Source organism: Serratia sp. ID 25-353, assembly GCF_054792795.1.
In genome coordinates, this window is the sequence record NZ_CM139236.1 from 1,668,235 (window position 1) to 1,680,293 (window position 12,059).

Sequence of the window (12,059 nt, forward strand, 5' to 3'; positions counted from 1 at the left end):
TGCGTCCCGGCCCGTACTAAAACATGATATGCAGGACACTATGGCCAGACCTTCTTTTTTTCTTGATTTCAGTTTGCTGAGAAGCAATGCGCATTTCCGCGCGATTTTCTGCGCCCGCATGCTGTCGGTGTTTTCCCTCGGCATGTTGGCGGTGGGGGTGCCGATTCAGATCCAGGCGATGACAGGCTCCACGTTGCAGGTGGGCGTGGCGGTGGCACTGGACGGAGTGGGCATGTTTATCGGCCTGATGCTGGGCGGCGTGCTCGCCGATCGCTACGATCGCCGTAAGCTGATCTTGTTTGCGCGCGGCACCTGCGGGCTGGGCTTTGTCGCCCTGAGTCTGAACGCCTTCGCCCCGGCGCCGTCGCTGTGGGCGCTCTACCTGCTGGCGGCCTGGGACGGGTTCTTCGGGGCGCTGGGCATGACGGCGCTGATGGCGGTGATCCCACTGCTGGTCGGGCGTGAAAACCTGGCGGCGGCGGGGGCCTTGAGCATGGTGACGGTGCGCATCGGCGCGATCCTGGCGCCGGCGCTGGGCGGGATCATTATCGTGTTCGGCGGCGTGGGGCTGGCGTTCGCCGTGGCCGCCGCCGGAACGCTGGGCACCCTGGTCCCGCTGGTGCGCCTGCCGACGCTGTTACCGCAGCAGCAGGAGCCGGAACACCCGCTGCGCGCGCTCGCCAGCGGCTTCCAGTTTGTCTGGCGCAATAAGGTGGTGGGGTCGGTGGTGTTGCTGGGGATGCTGATGAGCATCGTCGGCGCCGTCAGGGTGCTGTTCCCGGCGCTGGCGCAGGACGCTTACCACGTCGGCGCGTCCTCTATCGGCCTGATGTATTCTGCGGTGCCGCTCGGCGCGATGCTGGGCGCGCTGACCAGCGGCTGGGTGGGGCGATACGCTCGTCCCGGCGTGCTGATCCTGGTCGCCGCCATCGTCGCGTTTACCGCTATCGCTTCGCTGGGGCTGTTCAGCCACCTGGCGCCGGCGCTGCTGGCGCTGGTCTGCTACGGCTACGCCAATGCCATCGCTTCGCTCCTGCAGTTCATGCTGATCCAGAGCAACACGCCGGATCATCTGCTGGGGCGGGTGAACAGCCTCGGCACCGCGCAGGACGTAACCGGTGATTCGATCGGCGCGCTGGGGCTCGGCGTACTGGGCAGGGTGTTTACTCCATTGATGAGCGTGCTGTCGTTTGGCGCATTCGCCGCCGCGCTCGGCGTGCTGGTGGCCTTCAGCGTGCGTACGCTGCGCCAGTGCCGGCCGGCGGACGCGCTGGTCGAGCACGATGAGCCCGCGCCGGCAACCTCAGCGGCGGCGGACAACTAACCCCTCATGGCACCGGCTGTTCCGGCCGGTGCTGTTCCCCCCAGTCGCACATCATGTCGATCACCGGGATCAGCGAACGCCCGCGCTCGGACAGGCTGTACTCCACCTTGGGCGGGATCTGCGGATACTCCTTTCTCACCACCAGGCGATCTTTTTCCAGCTCTTTGAGCGTCGAACTCAGCGTTTTGTACGAAATGGTGCCGATGCAGCGCTGCAGCTCGTTGAACCGCAATACCGGCTTATACAACGCCAGCCAGTAGAGAATAATCATTTTATATTTGCCGTTGATCACCGACAGCGTATAGCCATAGCCGGTGTCTTCGAGGCTGATGCCCGTTGGGCTGCAGTGGGATTCGGCGGTCATTGGGTACTTTCTCCAGAGTAAGTATGTGTCGCGAGTGTGCGTATTTTACATTGTTCCAGCATAACCTATGATGCGCCGGTAGACACCTGACTGGAGAAATCGATATGAAAACCTTGGTGGTGGTGACCCATCCCGATATGGCGAACTCGGTGGTCAACAAACGCTGGCTGGAGGAGCTGCGGCGCTATCCGGAGCGGTATACCGTGCACGAACTGCATCAGGCCTATCCGGATTGGCAGATCGACGTCGCTCAAGAGCAGCGGCTGATTGAAGCCCATGACAACATCGTGCTGCAGTTCCCGATTTTCTGGTTCAGCAGCCCGCCGCTGCTGAAAAAATGGCTGGACGACGTGCTCACCTACGGCTGGGCCTACGGTTCCCGCAGCGGCTACAAGATGCAAAACAAGAAGCTGGCGCTGGCGGTCACGGCGGGGGTGCGTGCAGAGGATTATGCGCGCGACGGGCGCTATCGTTACTCGCTGGAGGAAATCTTCCGGCCGTTTGAAGTCACCGCCGGCTACGTGCGGGCCGACTATGCCTCGTTCTTCGCCTTTTACGGCAAGGAGGCCGCTTCGGACGGGACGGTGGAGCCGCTGCAATCCCACGAATTGGATCGCAGCGCGCAAGGCTACCAGGCATTTCTCGCCGCCCTGAATTAACGGCACGCCCCGGATGCGCCAGGGCGTGCGCGTCCGGCTACTCGATATGAACGCCGAAACCGTTTTGCCCCGGCGCGAGATGCGCTTTCAGCGTCAGCTGCGGGATCAGATAGTCACCGGCGTTTTGCCGCCTGAAGCGGATTGGCTCGGCGTTCCACAGATTATCCAGCCGCTGCCCGAGCTGCTCGCGCAGGGCGGCAAAGCGTGCCTCATCGGTTTTGCCGGCGCGGTAGGTGACGAACGGCGGCAGCACCTCGAAGCCCGGGTAGTGCAGCATGCCGTGCTGGATCGGGAACAGGATATCGTCGATCGGCCCGTTGATGCCACGCGGGGCGTAATGGGACTCCCAGCCGCCGGCGGTGACGATCAGCATCGCCCGTTTGCCCGCCAGCGTCCCCTCGCCGTAACGGTCGCCCCAATGGGTGTCGGAATACTCACCCACGCCGTAGGCAAAACCATAGGCATACACACGCTCCACCCAGCCTTTGAGGATCGCCGGCATCGAGAACCACCACAGCGGAAACTGCAGCAGCACCGCATCCGCCCAGCGCAATTTTTGCTGCTCCCGTTCGATATCGGCGCTCTGCATGCCGTTGGCGAACGCACGCTTCGAATCCAGCGAAGGATCGAAACGAGCCGTTGCCGGGTCTTCCAGGCTGTCGCTGGCATCGAGCACCGCTTTCCACTTCATGGCGTACAGGTCTGACACCTGTACCTGATGGCCGGCCTGCATCAGGCGTTCAACGGCGAAATTTTTCAGTGAGCCGGTCAGCGACAGCGGCTCCGGGTGGGCGTAAACAATCAGCACATTCATAACAGCTCTCCTTGGTGTGAGAGCTGCAGAGTAGGGCGTTAGTCGGTATATTAGAAATGAATTACCGTTATCCCAGGTATAACTATGAATAATTTAAGGCGGCTGGATCTCAACCTGCTGGTGACGCTCGACGCGCTGCTGGCGGAGCATAACGTCACGCGCGCGGCGCAGCGGCTCAATTTCTCCCAGCCGGCGGTCAGCGTGCATCTTGCCAAACTGCGGGCGATCTTTGACGATCCGCTGCTGTTGCCCGGCCCGCGCGGCATGCGCCCGACCGCCAGAGCGGAACAGCTGCGGGAGCCTTTGCGCCAGGCATTGGCGGCGCTCGAGTTGGCGGTGACGCCGGCGACGCCGTTCGATCCCGCCGTGGCGAGTGATACCTGGCGCGTAGCCGCCTTCGACTACGGCGAATCCACCATCGTGCTGCCGGCGCTGAACGGGTTGCGCACGGCGGCGCCCGGCACCCGGCTGGCGGTGCTGGAGATCGCACCGGCGCGCCTCGCCAAACGGGCGGAGCAAGGAGAGATCGACCTGGCGTTTCATACCCGCGAAGGGGCGCCATCCGGCCTGCGGCAGCGCACGCTGTTTAGCGAACGCTATGTGCTGGTGGGCAGAATCGGCCACCCCAAACTGCATGCCAGGCTGACGCCGGCACAATTTTGCCAATTGGAGCAGGTCATGGTCTCGCCGGACGGCGGCGGGTTCTATGGCATGACCGACAGGGCGTTGGCGGACGTGGGGCTGACGCGGCGCGTAGTGCTTTCCGTGCCGCATTTTCTGTTCGTTATCTCGGTGCTGACGCAGTCCGATTTGGTGGCGATGCTGCCGGAACGGCTGGTGCGCAACCAGCCTTTATTGCAACAGCTTGAGCCGCCGCTGGCGGTGCCGGGCTTTGAAATGACCATGCTCTGGCACGAACGAACGCACCGGGATCCCGCTCACCGGTGGCTGCGCGAACATATCGTGCGTTCAGTGTGAGCGGGTTGGCGGGTTAAAGGGAGAAGCGTTTTTTGATTCTGTCGACCGGCGTGCCATCGCTGAGCGGCACCTGCGGCAAACGATCGTAATCGCGAAAGCCCATTTTGTGATAGTAGGCGAGGCCACCGACGTTATCCGCCCGAATGGTGGCGTTGATGTGCTTGAAACCGTGCGACTTCGCCGCCGCTAATGTGGCAGGGAACAGCGCACTGCCGACGCCAGGCACCTTCGGCGACAGGCGGGAGAAGGTGGCAATATCTGCGGTATCGGGCGGCAGGGCATCATCAGCGCTCAGCGACTGGAAGCCCACTAACAGCCCGTCCACCTCCGCGACCTGGCAGCTCAGCGCATTGCTGCCGCTGATGAACCATTCGCTGAATTCAGCGGGGGTGAGGGGCGTTTCTATCGCCGTCGTGCCGCCGGCGTCGATCACGTCATTCAATAACTGCGTCAGGGCTTCAGCGTCTGGCGGGGTTACCGTTCTGATCTTCATTGCGTTGCTCTCTCCTATGATGAATCGGCTGGAACCATCGAAAGAAGATAGACGCAGGCGTCCGATAATGAAATACCGGAACGTGCCGGACAAAAAACCGTGAAGGGAATTACATGAACAGGAAGCGGTCGGCCAGCGGAACGCCACGCTCAAGGCGCGGTGGCAACGCGTCGTCGCGATCGTCAGGCTGGGCAGCCTGCGGCGCGGCGTCTTCGGCTTTTTCAATCATCAGCTCGCCGAGCAGGGCCAGAAAACGAGTGAGCTTTTGCATATTCCCTCCGGATCGGTGATTACGTTGAGAGTGATAGTAATCGCCGCTCAACCGAATGGGAAAAACTTAAAACTCATATCCTAAGAACCGGATCGCATATCACCTGACCGGGCGACGGTTGCCCATCGCCCGGTGAACGGTTTAGAAGGTGACGTTAACCTTGGCCCACAGGGTGCGGCCCGGTTCATTCACCGCGCTGTTGGCCGAATACCCGAAGGCGCTGTTGCCCGCCAGGTTGAGGTGTTCGCTGTAGGTCTTGTTCAGGATGTTATCCAGACCGGCGCTCAGCTTGACGTTTTTATTCACCTTGTAGGCGGCGTTGGCGGAAAGCACGCCGAAGCCGGCGCTTTCGGCAAAGTCTTTGCCTACCACGTTGCCTTCGTTGATCGCCACGCGGTGTTGGCTGCTGACCAAACGCCACAGGCCGGTGCCGCTCCAGTCGCCGTACCCATAGGTGAGCCCCAGACGCGCCTCCAGCGGCGGGATCTGCGGCAGCGGCCGGCCGTCGCGGGTGTTTTTGCCCCAGGAGTAGGCCAGGCTGGCGTCGGTTTTCCAGTGCTCGCTCAGCTGGTAACCCATGCCCATTTCGCCGCCCATGATGTTGGCGTTGACGTTATCGGCCTGGCTGAGACGCGCGTTGTGCGGATCGTATTTGAACAGGATGAAATCATCGACGCGGCCCACGTAAGCGGAGACCCAGCCGTTGAAGCGCTTGCCGTTGTACTGCGCGCCGATGTCGAGCTGCGTGGTTTTCTCGCTCTTGACGCTGGAGAACGGATCCTTGCTGCCGTTCGGGCCGAGCTTCGGCGAGAACAGCTCCCAATAATCCGGGAAACGCTCGGTATAACCGACGCCGGCATACAGCATCAACGGCAGGTCGGCCAACGTATGCTCAAGACGCATAAAGCCGCTCGGCAGGGTGTCCGAACGCTCCCCGTCGCTGCCACTGCGGAAATTCTCCACCAGGGTGCGGTCGAGGCGCGCGCCGCCGATCAGTTTATCCTGTTCGCTGGTGGACCAGGTCAGTTCGCCGAAGGCGCCATAGCTGTTGAACTGGGCGTCTTTTTCCCAACTGCCGCGGCTCATGCTGCGGTGGGTGTTGGTTTGGGTATCCACACCGCTTTCAAGCTTCACGTCCTGCCACTGCCAGGTGCCCATCACGCGGCCGCCGACGGTGCGGCGATCGAGCTGCATCGTCATGCCGGAGGACATCATGTGCCCGCCGTGCCCGCCCATGCTCATACCGCCATGGCCACCCATGCCGCCGCTGCCCGGCGAACGCAGGGTGACGTTGTCCATCACGTGGTTGGCGTAGTTGTAGTAGACCTGCGCTTCCAGCTTATCCAACACCTCGCCGATGTTGGATTTTTCCACCCGCATGCCCAGGCTTTCGCGCTTGAACTGCGAACCGTCCATGCTGCGGCCGGCATAGCGCGCTTCGCCGTTGCCGCGGCCCATGGTCACTTCCAGCAGCGTGTCGTTGTCCGGCGTCCAGCCGAGCGCCAGATCGCCGTTCCACTTGTCCCAGCGCGACGGCACGCGCGTATTCGTTCCGTCCTGATAGTCGTTGGAGCGGGATTTGTTGGCCATCACCCGCAGGTAGCCTTGTTCGGCGCCGAGGCTGGCGTCGATATTCTCGTCCCAGCGGCCATTGGATCCGGTCAGCACGCTGGCGCTGCCCTTGATCCCCGGCTTGTCGAAGCGCGGGCGTTCACGCTCGAAACGCACCGTGCCCGCCGACGATCCCGGCCCCCACAGTACCGTCTGCGGCCCCTTGGTGATGGTCAACAGATCGAAGCTTTCCGGCGAGATGTAAGAGGTCGGCGCATCCATCCGCGCTGGGCAGGCGCCCAGCATTTCCGAACCGTCGGTGAGGATCTTCAACCGCGAACCGAACATGCCGCGGAACACTGGATCGCCGTTGGTACCGCCGTTGCGGATCTGCGAAAAGCCGGGGATGGTTTTCAGGTAGTCCGAACCGTCGCTGGCCGGTACCGGCTGGCGCGGGGTTTTCGGCGAGGTGACGATGGTCAGCGGAGAGTAGAGCGGCGCGGTGACGGTGATCACGTCGCCATCATTAACCTGTGCGTCGGTAGGGTGCTGATGCGCCTGCGCCGCGTGGCCGGCCAGCAGGAACAACGGCATGGCGGTGGTGATGGCGCGGGTAACGGCGTTCTTTTTATAAGTCGGTTTAAACATCATCTTTCCTTAAGCTAACTCTTTTCCGTTCTTGACCGAAGGATTATTCAGGCGTGGGGCGGCCTGGCGAAAATCACCATCGGAAAATACGGGGGTTAATTCCCTCAACGTGGAATAACCGGATTAATAATGACGTCTCGATGATTAACCGTTGGGCGAATTAATTCCGCCGGGTTGAAGCGAACAACGGCAATACAGAGAACGGCAATGGGCTTATTGTTAAATCAGAGGAAAGAGACGGGGGGCGCGCGCGGCTGTAATTCGGTGTGAACGACGTGGGCAAAGAGAGGAACGAGATAGTGAATCGGCGGCGGGTGCGAAGCCAGCGACTGGGACCAGAACAGCGGGGCGTGGCTCACGTCCAGCAGCGGTGCGTGCAGCAACAGCACGCAGTAGCCGCAGGCGCTGTCGTCCATCATCATCGCCATGTTGTGATGGCCGCCGCCGTGCTGCATCAGCGGCTGCGCGGTTTTTTCAGGCTCAGGCGGCGGCGAGTGCATCCCGTGATGCATCGGCATCTCCATGCCGCAATCCGCCATGACGGTCGTTCCAGCACTTCCGGCGCGTACATGCTCCAGGGATCGCGAGACCACCGGCGCAATGAACAACATCAGAATGGCAAACATCCCTAACCAGGCGGCGGCCCGATGTCGCGATGCAGAGCGCTGAATTAACGACACAATCAACCTAAAAAAGGGTTAACACAGGGTAGGGAATTGTACTGGTTTATGTCGAAATGTTAAAACCTTTTATTTCTGGTCAACGGTCTGTTGATGAATATATTATCGGATAAGCGCTTTAATTCTGACCAAAGGCTATTTTTTTTGCGCCAATCACGTGACGGGGACAATATTAATGACGGAAAAACTGGCGAGCACCATTATTCCGCTTTATGTCGAACATGCCGCCGCCTGGGAACGCCTCAGACCCACCACGCTGTTTGAACGGCCGTGGCTCGACCGCTTTTTGCAGCTCACCCCGGCCAATGCGCGGCTGCTGGATCTTGGCTGCGGCAATGGCGTGCCGATTGCCGCCTATTTTATCGAACAGGGGCATCGGGTCACCGGCATCGACGGTGCGCAGGCGATGATCGCGCGCTGCCGGCAGCGTTTTCCGCAGCAGGAATGGCGGCAAATGGATATGCGCCAGCTGGATTTAGCAGCGAAGTTCAACGGCCTGCTGGCCTGGGACAGCTTCTTTCATCTGGCGCGCAACGATCAGCGCCGGATGTTTCCGCTGTTCAGACGACATGCCGGGCCGCACGCCGTACTGATGTTCACCAGCGGCCCAGCCGACGGCGTGGCGATCGGCAGCTTCGAAGGACAGCCGCTGTTTCACGCCAGCCTGGCACCGGAGGAGTACAGACGTTTATTGCAGGAGAACGGCTTCCGCGTGGTTGACCATGTGGTGGAAGATCCCGCCTGCGGGGGAAGAACGGTCTGGTTGGCGCAGGGTGTTGAGTGACAATGTCACGGGCAGATCCCCCAAGAACCTGCCCGTTAACGTTATTTAGCGCTGACGCGCCAAACGGTGTTGCCTACGTCATCTGCAATCAGCAGGGCGCCGGCCTTGTCGACCGTTAATCCTACCGGTGCGCCATAGAGTTCCTTCTCGTCGTCGGAGACAAAGCCGGTGACCACCGCTTTGAGTTTGCCGACCGGTTTGCCTTGCTCAAACGCCACGTAGCTGACCCGGTAGCCGTTCAGCGGCGAGCGATCCCAGCTGCCGTGTTCGCTGACAAAGGCGCCGCCGCGATACTCGGCCGGCAGTGCGTTCGCGGTATAGAACAGCAGCCCCAGCGGCGCGACGTGCGAGCTGAGGGCGTAGTCCGGCTTGATGGCTTTCGCCACCCGATCCGGCCGAGCCGGTTGCACCCGCCGATCGACGTGCTGGCCGAAATAGCTGTAAGGCCAGCCGTAGAAGCCGCCGTCCTGCACAGAGGTCAGGTAGTCCGGCACCAGATCGGCGCCGATCTCGTCACGCTCGTTGACGATGGCCCACAGCTTGCCGCTGTGCGGTTCCCACTGCAGCCCGGTCGGATTGCGCAGGCCGCTGGCGAAGACACGGCTGGCGCCAGAGGCGGTGTCCACTTCCAGCACGGCGGCGCGCCGGTACTCTACGGCCAGGCCATTTTCGGTGATGTTGCTGTTGGAACCGACGCCGACATACAGCTTTTTACCGTCCGGGCTGGCCAGCAGGGCCTTGGTCCAGTGGTGGTTGATGGTGTCCGGCAAGTCGGCCAGCTCTTTACCCGGATCGCTGATGCGCGTTGCGCCGGGCTGATAGGCGTACTGCATGATGTTGCCGGTGTTGGCCACGTACAGGGTGTTGCCAATCAGCTGGACGCCGAATGGGGAATCGAGCCCCTCGAGGAAAACATGCTTTTCCCAGCGGCCGTCGGCGGTTGGGCGCAGCAGGGTGATGCGGTTACCGCCTTTGCCGCCTTTACCGGACTGGCCTTTCACCAGCCCGGCGATCAGCTGCTTGGGCGTGCTCACCGCCTCCGTGCCCGGCCCGTTGGCTTCCACCACCAGGACATCGCCGTTGGGCAGGGTAAGCAGCTGGCGCGGATGCAGCAAACCGTCCGCCACCTTGTCGATTTTTAAACCCTCGGCCACTTTCGGCATCTGGTTCTGTTGCCAGCCGACGCCCTTTGGCACCTGCATCGGCGGCATCAGGAAGTCTTGTGCCGCCGGCAACGCAGGATCCGGCCCCATTTGTTGTTCCGGCAAAATGACGGCGCTGTTATCGCAGCCGGCCAGCGCCAGCACGGCAGAAAGCGCAATCGCGGTGGATGATAGCTTCATGAAAACCTCCTTATTTTGCGCGGGCGCCCACGGCCAGCAGAATGTTGGCGAGGCTCAGCAGCGCGACTACGATCGCAGACAGCACCAAACCTTGCGGCACCACGGCATACGCATCCCGGCTATGCACGAAAGCGTTGATGATGGCGAGAACGATGGCGATCAGATTCAGCCAGAAATGGAGCTTGACCGGTGAACCCTGCAGCCGGCCGCTGCCGAACCACACCTGAACCAGGTTAATCAGCCGGGGAATAATGGCAAAAACCAGGCCGATGGCGATCAGCCAGCTGGCACCATTGACCCACTGAATATTCGCCGTGCAGGCATAGATGATGTCGAAAATCAGCGCTGCGGTGAAAAACCCATAAGGTATTGGGTTGAGCCATTCATAGACGGCCACCGCGACCGTTGAGGGCCTTGCTGTCGTTTGCGTGGTCATGCAGGTATCTCCATGAAAAATGATAGGTAAAAAAGGCGTAGGCCCCTTAAAGCTTTGTTCAGATTCACCGATTTGAACAATTTTGATTCTCATTTTTAGCATGCGATGTTAAAACCGAAACCCTCACTGCGGCATTATCAATGGCTTAGCAACGTCGGGAGGTAGGGCATGAGTATAGAGCGCGTTCAGCGATTTCTGGCCGAGCACGCACCGGAAACGGCGGTGACGGTGCTGGCAAAGAATACCGCCACGGTGGTGCTGTTGGTGATGGCGGGAACCGCCAGAATCGATAACAAGAAGTACAAACAATTCTTCGGCGTAAAGGCGCGCATGCTGCCGGCAGAGGAGGTGGAGGCGCTGACCGGCTATCCGCCCGGCGGCGTTTGCCCCTTTGCCGCACCGGCAGCGGTGAGAATTTACTGCGATCGCAGCCTGTGCAGCTACGGTGAAGTGCTTCCGGCAGGTGGCAGCGATAACTCAGGTGTGAGAATTGCGCCACAACGCCTGGCCAGCATTACCGGAGCAGAGTGGATTGACGTGACGGGGTAACGTTAAGTGACGATGTCACAATTGTATTATGTTAAATACAATGCGTTACCTCGTGGTTAATGTGCTGTTTTAACAGGAAAAATCACTAGCTCATCGGGTTATGACAAACCGCCTCGATATTGTGACCATCCGGGGCTATCACAAATGCCGCATAGTAGTGGGCATGGTAATTGGGCCGTAAACCAGGTGCGCCATTGTCTTTGCCCCCGGCATTTAGCGCGGCGTGGTAGAACGCATCGACCTGTTCACGGCTGCCTGCGGCAAATGCCAGGTGCAGATGCGCCGGCTTTTCATCGGTTTGAAACAGGCACAATGACACGTTACCCCGATCGGAACACAGCTCGACGCCATAGCCGGGCTCGCCTTCGGCAACGATCTTTACGCCCAGCGGCGCCAGCGCATTGAGGAAAAACGCTTTGCTAAGGGCAAAGTCGCTGACGCCAAATTTCACATGGTCAAACATGGGGAGACTCCAGCAGCGTGGAAGAATGTTCCCATTCAGTATAGCCAACGCCGCGGCGGGCGCCGAAAGCGATGAAAAAGGACGCCAATACGCATTTAACGTGCAAATACTGTCCGTTTATATGACGCATTTTGGAGAAATCTGCAGTGTCGAAGTAGCCACGTTTTATCAGATTTCACGTAGCGCGATCAAAAAAAGCAGGGGATTTCTGGCCAATACCGGCAGGTAGCCGCCTTAGAAAATCATGTCCGGTCATCATTACTGGAGCGGGAAATGGCAGAGCGCATACTGGCTGGTTAACGGAAATTCATCATATCGTCAGTACTGCAGTGCCTGCGCTGGTAGCCGAACCAGCGATTGATATTTTGCTGCAGGTTGAAAGTCTGGCGGCGTTGGATAGTGTGAATGACAAGATGCATGATATGAGATCTACGCCGCGCGGCGAGAACGGCATTACCGGCAGGCGTTACTGCAGCAAGCGCACAATGCATTTACTGCAGCAAGTGAACAGGCGATCAGGCAGTTGGCGTTCAGAGATTTCCTGCGCAAACATCATGGTGTTGCTCAGCACAATCAAACGCCAGGAGCCAGCAGGCAAAACCCGGCGGCTTATGGCCGGTTGAAAACGAATACTTAGCAGCATGAGCAGCATGAGCAGCATGAGCAGCCGGCGCCGGCATGGTTGGCCGCGGGAGAAACCCC

The 12,059-nt window shown here is 60.3% G+C and carries 15 protein-coding genes; 6 read left to right on the plus strand and 9 right to left on the minus strand.

Features of this window, described 5'->3' with window-relative positions; genetic code table 11:
• Positions 1-40: 40 nt before the first annotated feature.
• Positions 41-1,324, plus strand: a complete 1,284-nt coding sequence (gene entS / locus ACYF6X_RS07950; protein ID WP_063989897.1) for an enterobactin transporter EntS — start codon at positions 41-43, stop codon at positions 1,322-1,324.
• Positions 1,325-1,328: 4 nt separating this feature from the next.
• On the opposite strand, the gene ACYF6X_RS07955 is transcribed toward entS, so the two are convergent.
• Positions 1,329-1,688: a winged helix-turn-helix transcriptional regulator gene (locus ACYF6X_RS07955; RefSeq protein ID WP_063989896.1), complete on the minus strand. Its 360-nt coding sequence runs from the start codon at positions 1,686-1,688 to the stop codon at positions 1,329-1,331.
• A gap of 104 nt (positions 1,689-1,792) precedes the next feature.
• Between ACYF6X_RS07955 and ACYF6X_RS07960 the strand changes: the two genes are divergently transcribed.
• Positions 1,793-2,347 (plus strand): NAD(P)H-dependent oxidoreductase, encoded by a 555-nt coding sequence (locus ACYF6X_RS07960; protein WP_049199666.1) that lies wholly within the window; start codon positions 1,793-1,795, stop codon positions 2,345-2,347.
• 37 nt (positions 2,348-2,384) lie between these two features.
• Here the strand turns inward: ACYF6X_RS07960 and ACYF6X_RS07965 are convergent, their stop codons facing one another.
• Entirely contained in the window at positions 2,385-3,161 is a 777-nt protein-coding gene (locus tag ACYF6X_RS07965) for an NAD(P)H-dependent oxidoreductase (RefSeq protein WP_130017332.1), read from the minus strand.
• Between the two features lie 84 nt (positions 3,162-3,245).
• Here ACYF6X_RS07965 and ACYF6X_RS07970 point away from each other — a divergent pair, with 84 nt between their 5' ends.
• Positions 3,246-4,139, plus strand: coding sequence for a LysR family transcriptional regulator (locus ACYF6X_RS07970; protein WP_130017333.1), 894 nt, complete (start codon positions 3,246-3,248; stop codon positions 4,137-4,139).
• Positions 4,140-4,152: 13 nt separating this feature from the next.
• Here the strand turns inward: ACYF6X_RS07970 and ACYF6X_RS07975 are convergent, their stop codons facing one another.
• The 4 genes from ACYF6X_RS07975 to ACYF6X_RS07990 form a co-directional block, all read right to left on the minus strand.
• Positions 4,153-4,632 (minus strand): GNAT family N-acetyltransferase, encoded by a 480-nt coding sequence (locus tag ACYF6X_RS07975; protein WP_130017334.1) that lies wholly within the window; start codon positions 4,630-4,632, stop codon positions 4,153-4,155.
• Positions 4,633-4,741: 109 nt separating this feature from the next.
• A complete protein-coding gene (locus ACYF6X_RS07980; RefSeq protein WP_162838235.1) occupies positions 4,742-4,903 on the minus strand; it encodes a hypothetical protein in 162 nt (53 codons plus the stop codon).
• Between the two features lie 141 nt (positions 4,904-5,044).
• A complete protein-coding gene (locus ACYF6X_RS07985; RefSeq protein ID WP_130017335.1) occupies positions 5,045-7,102 on the minus strand; it encodes a TonB-dependent copper receptor in 2,058 nt (685 codons plus the stop codon).
• A 224-nt stretch (positions 7,103-7,326) separates the two neighbouring features.
• A complete protein-coding gene (locus tag ACYF6X_RS07990) occupies positions 7,327-7,728 on the minus strand; it encodes a DUF2946 domain-containing protein (protein WP_074181206.1) in 402 nt (133 codons plus the stop codon).
• A 229-nt stretch (positions 7,729-7,957) separates the two neighbouring features.
• Between ACYF6X_RS07990 and ACYF6X_RS07995 the strand changes: the two genes are divergently transcribed.
• Positions 7,958-8,566, plus strand: a complete 609-nt coding sequence (locus tag ACYF6X_RS07995) for a class I SAM-dependent DNA methyltransferase (protein WP_130017336.1) — start codon at positions 7,958-7,960, stop codon at positions 8,564-8,566.
• A 41-nt stretch (positions 8,567-8,607) separates the two neighbouring features.
• Here ACYF6X_RS07995 and ACYF6X_RS08000 read toward each other — a convergent pair whose 3' ends face one another.
• Together ACYF6X_RS08000 and ACYF6X_RS08005 are read right to left on the minus strand one after the other, a co-directional pair.
• On the minus strand, positions 8,608-9,909 hold the full coding sequence (locus ACYF6X_RS08000) for a PQQ-dependent sugar dehydrogenase (RefSeq protein WP_130017337.1): 1,302 nt from the start codon (positions 9,907-9,909) through the stop codon (positions 8,608-8,610).
• A 10-nt stretch (positions 9,910-9,919) separates the two neighbouring features.
• Positions 9,920-10,345: a DUF2231 domain-containing protein gene (locus tag ACYF6X_RS08005; protein ID WP_063989887.1), complete on the minus strand. Its 426-nt coding sequence runs from the start codon at positions 10,343-10,345 to the stop codon at positions 9,920-9,922.
• Positions 10,346-10,513: 168 nt separating this feature from the next.
• Here ACYF6X_RS08005 and ACYF6X_RS08010 point away from each other — a divergent pair, with 168 nt between their 5' ends.
• The gene (locus tag ACYF6X_RS08010; RefSeq protein WP_130017338.1) at positions 10,514-10,894 is read left to right on the plus strand and encodes a YbaK/EbsC family protein; all 381 of its coding nucleotides are present in this window, start codon (positions 10,514-10,516) and stop codon (positions 10,892-10,894) included.
• Positions 10,895-10,979: 85 nt separating this feature from the next.
• Here the strand turns inward: ACYF6X_RS08010 and ACYF6X_RS08015 are convergent, their stop codons facing one another.
• On the minus strand, positions 10,980-11,357 hold the full coding sequence (locus ACYF6X_RS08015; RefSeq protein WP_063989886.1) for a VOC family protein: 378 nt from the start codon (positions 11,355-11,357) through the stop codon (positions 10,980-10,982).
• A gap of 329 nt (positions 11,358-11,686) precedes the next feature.
• Here ACYF6X_RS08015 and ACYF6X_RS08020 point away from each other — a divergent pair, with 329 nt between their 5' ends.
• A complete protein-coding gene (locus ACYF6X_RS08020) occupies positions 11,687-11,980 on the plus strand; it encodes a GrpB family protein (RefSeq protein ID WP_242512522.1) in 294 nt (97 codons plus the stop codon).
• Positions 11,981-12,059: the final 79 nt, after the last annotated feature.

Coding starts and splice junctions, on each gene's coding strand:
- ACYF6X_RS08015 (WP_063989886.1), bottom strand. CDS start 11,357: ATGTTTGACCATGTGAAATTTGGCGTCAGCGACTTTGCCCTTAGCAAA.
- ACYF6X_RS08000 (WP_130017337.1), bottom strand. CDS start 9,909: ATGAAGCTATCATCCACCGCGATTGCGCTTTCTGCCGTGCTGGCGCTG.
- ACYF6X_RS07960 (WP_049199666.1), top strand. CDS start 1,793: ATGAAAACCTTGGTGGTGGTGACCCATCCCGATATGGCGAACTCGGTG.
- ACYF6X_RS08005 (WP_063989887.1), bottom strand. CDS start 10,345: ATGACCACGCAAACGACAGCAAGGCCCTCAACGGTCGCGGTGGCCGTC.
- ACYF6X_RS07980 (WP_162838235.1), bottom strand. CDS start 4,903: ATGCAAAAGCTCACTCGTTTTCTGGCCCTGCTCGGCGAGCTGATGATT.
- ACYF6X_RS07985 (WP_130017335.1), bottom strand. CDS start 7,102: ATGTTTAAACCGACTTATAAAAAGAACGCCGTTACCCGCGCCATCACC.
- ACYF6X_RS07965 (WP_130017332.1), bottom strand. CDS start 3,161: ATGAATGTGCTGATTGTTTACGCCCACCCGGAGCCGCTGTCGCTGACC.
- ACYF6X_RS07955 (WP_063989896.1), bottom strand. CDS start 1,688: ATGACCGCCGAATCCCACTGCAGCCCAACGGGCATCAGCCTCGAAGAC.
- ACYF6X_RS07975 (WP_130017334.1), bottom strand. CDS start 4,632: ATGAAGATCAGAACGGTAACCCCGCCAGACGCTGAAGCCCTGACGCAG.
- ACYF6X_RS08010 (WP_130017338.1), top strand. CDS start 10,514: ATGAGTATAGAGCGCGTTCAGCGATTTCTGGCCGAGCACGCACCGGAA.
- entS (WP_063989897.1), top strand. CDS start 41: ATGGCCAGACCTTCTTTTTTTCTTGATTTCAGTTTGCTGAGAAGCAAT.
- ACYF6X_RS07970 (WP_130017333.1), top strand. CDS start 3,246: ATGAATAATTTAAGGCGGCTGGATCTCAACCTGCTGGTGACGCTCGAC.
- ACYF6X_RS07990 (WP_074181206.1), bottom strand. CDS start 7,728: ATGTTTGCCATTCTGATGTTGTTCATTGCGCCGGTGGTCTCGCGATCC.
- ACYF6X_RS07995 (WP_130017336.1), top strand. CDS start 7,958: ATGACGGAAAAACTGGCGAGCACCATTATTCCGCTTTATGTCGAACAT.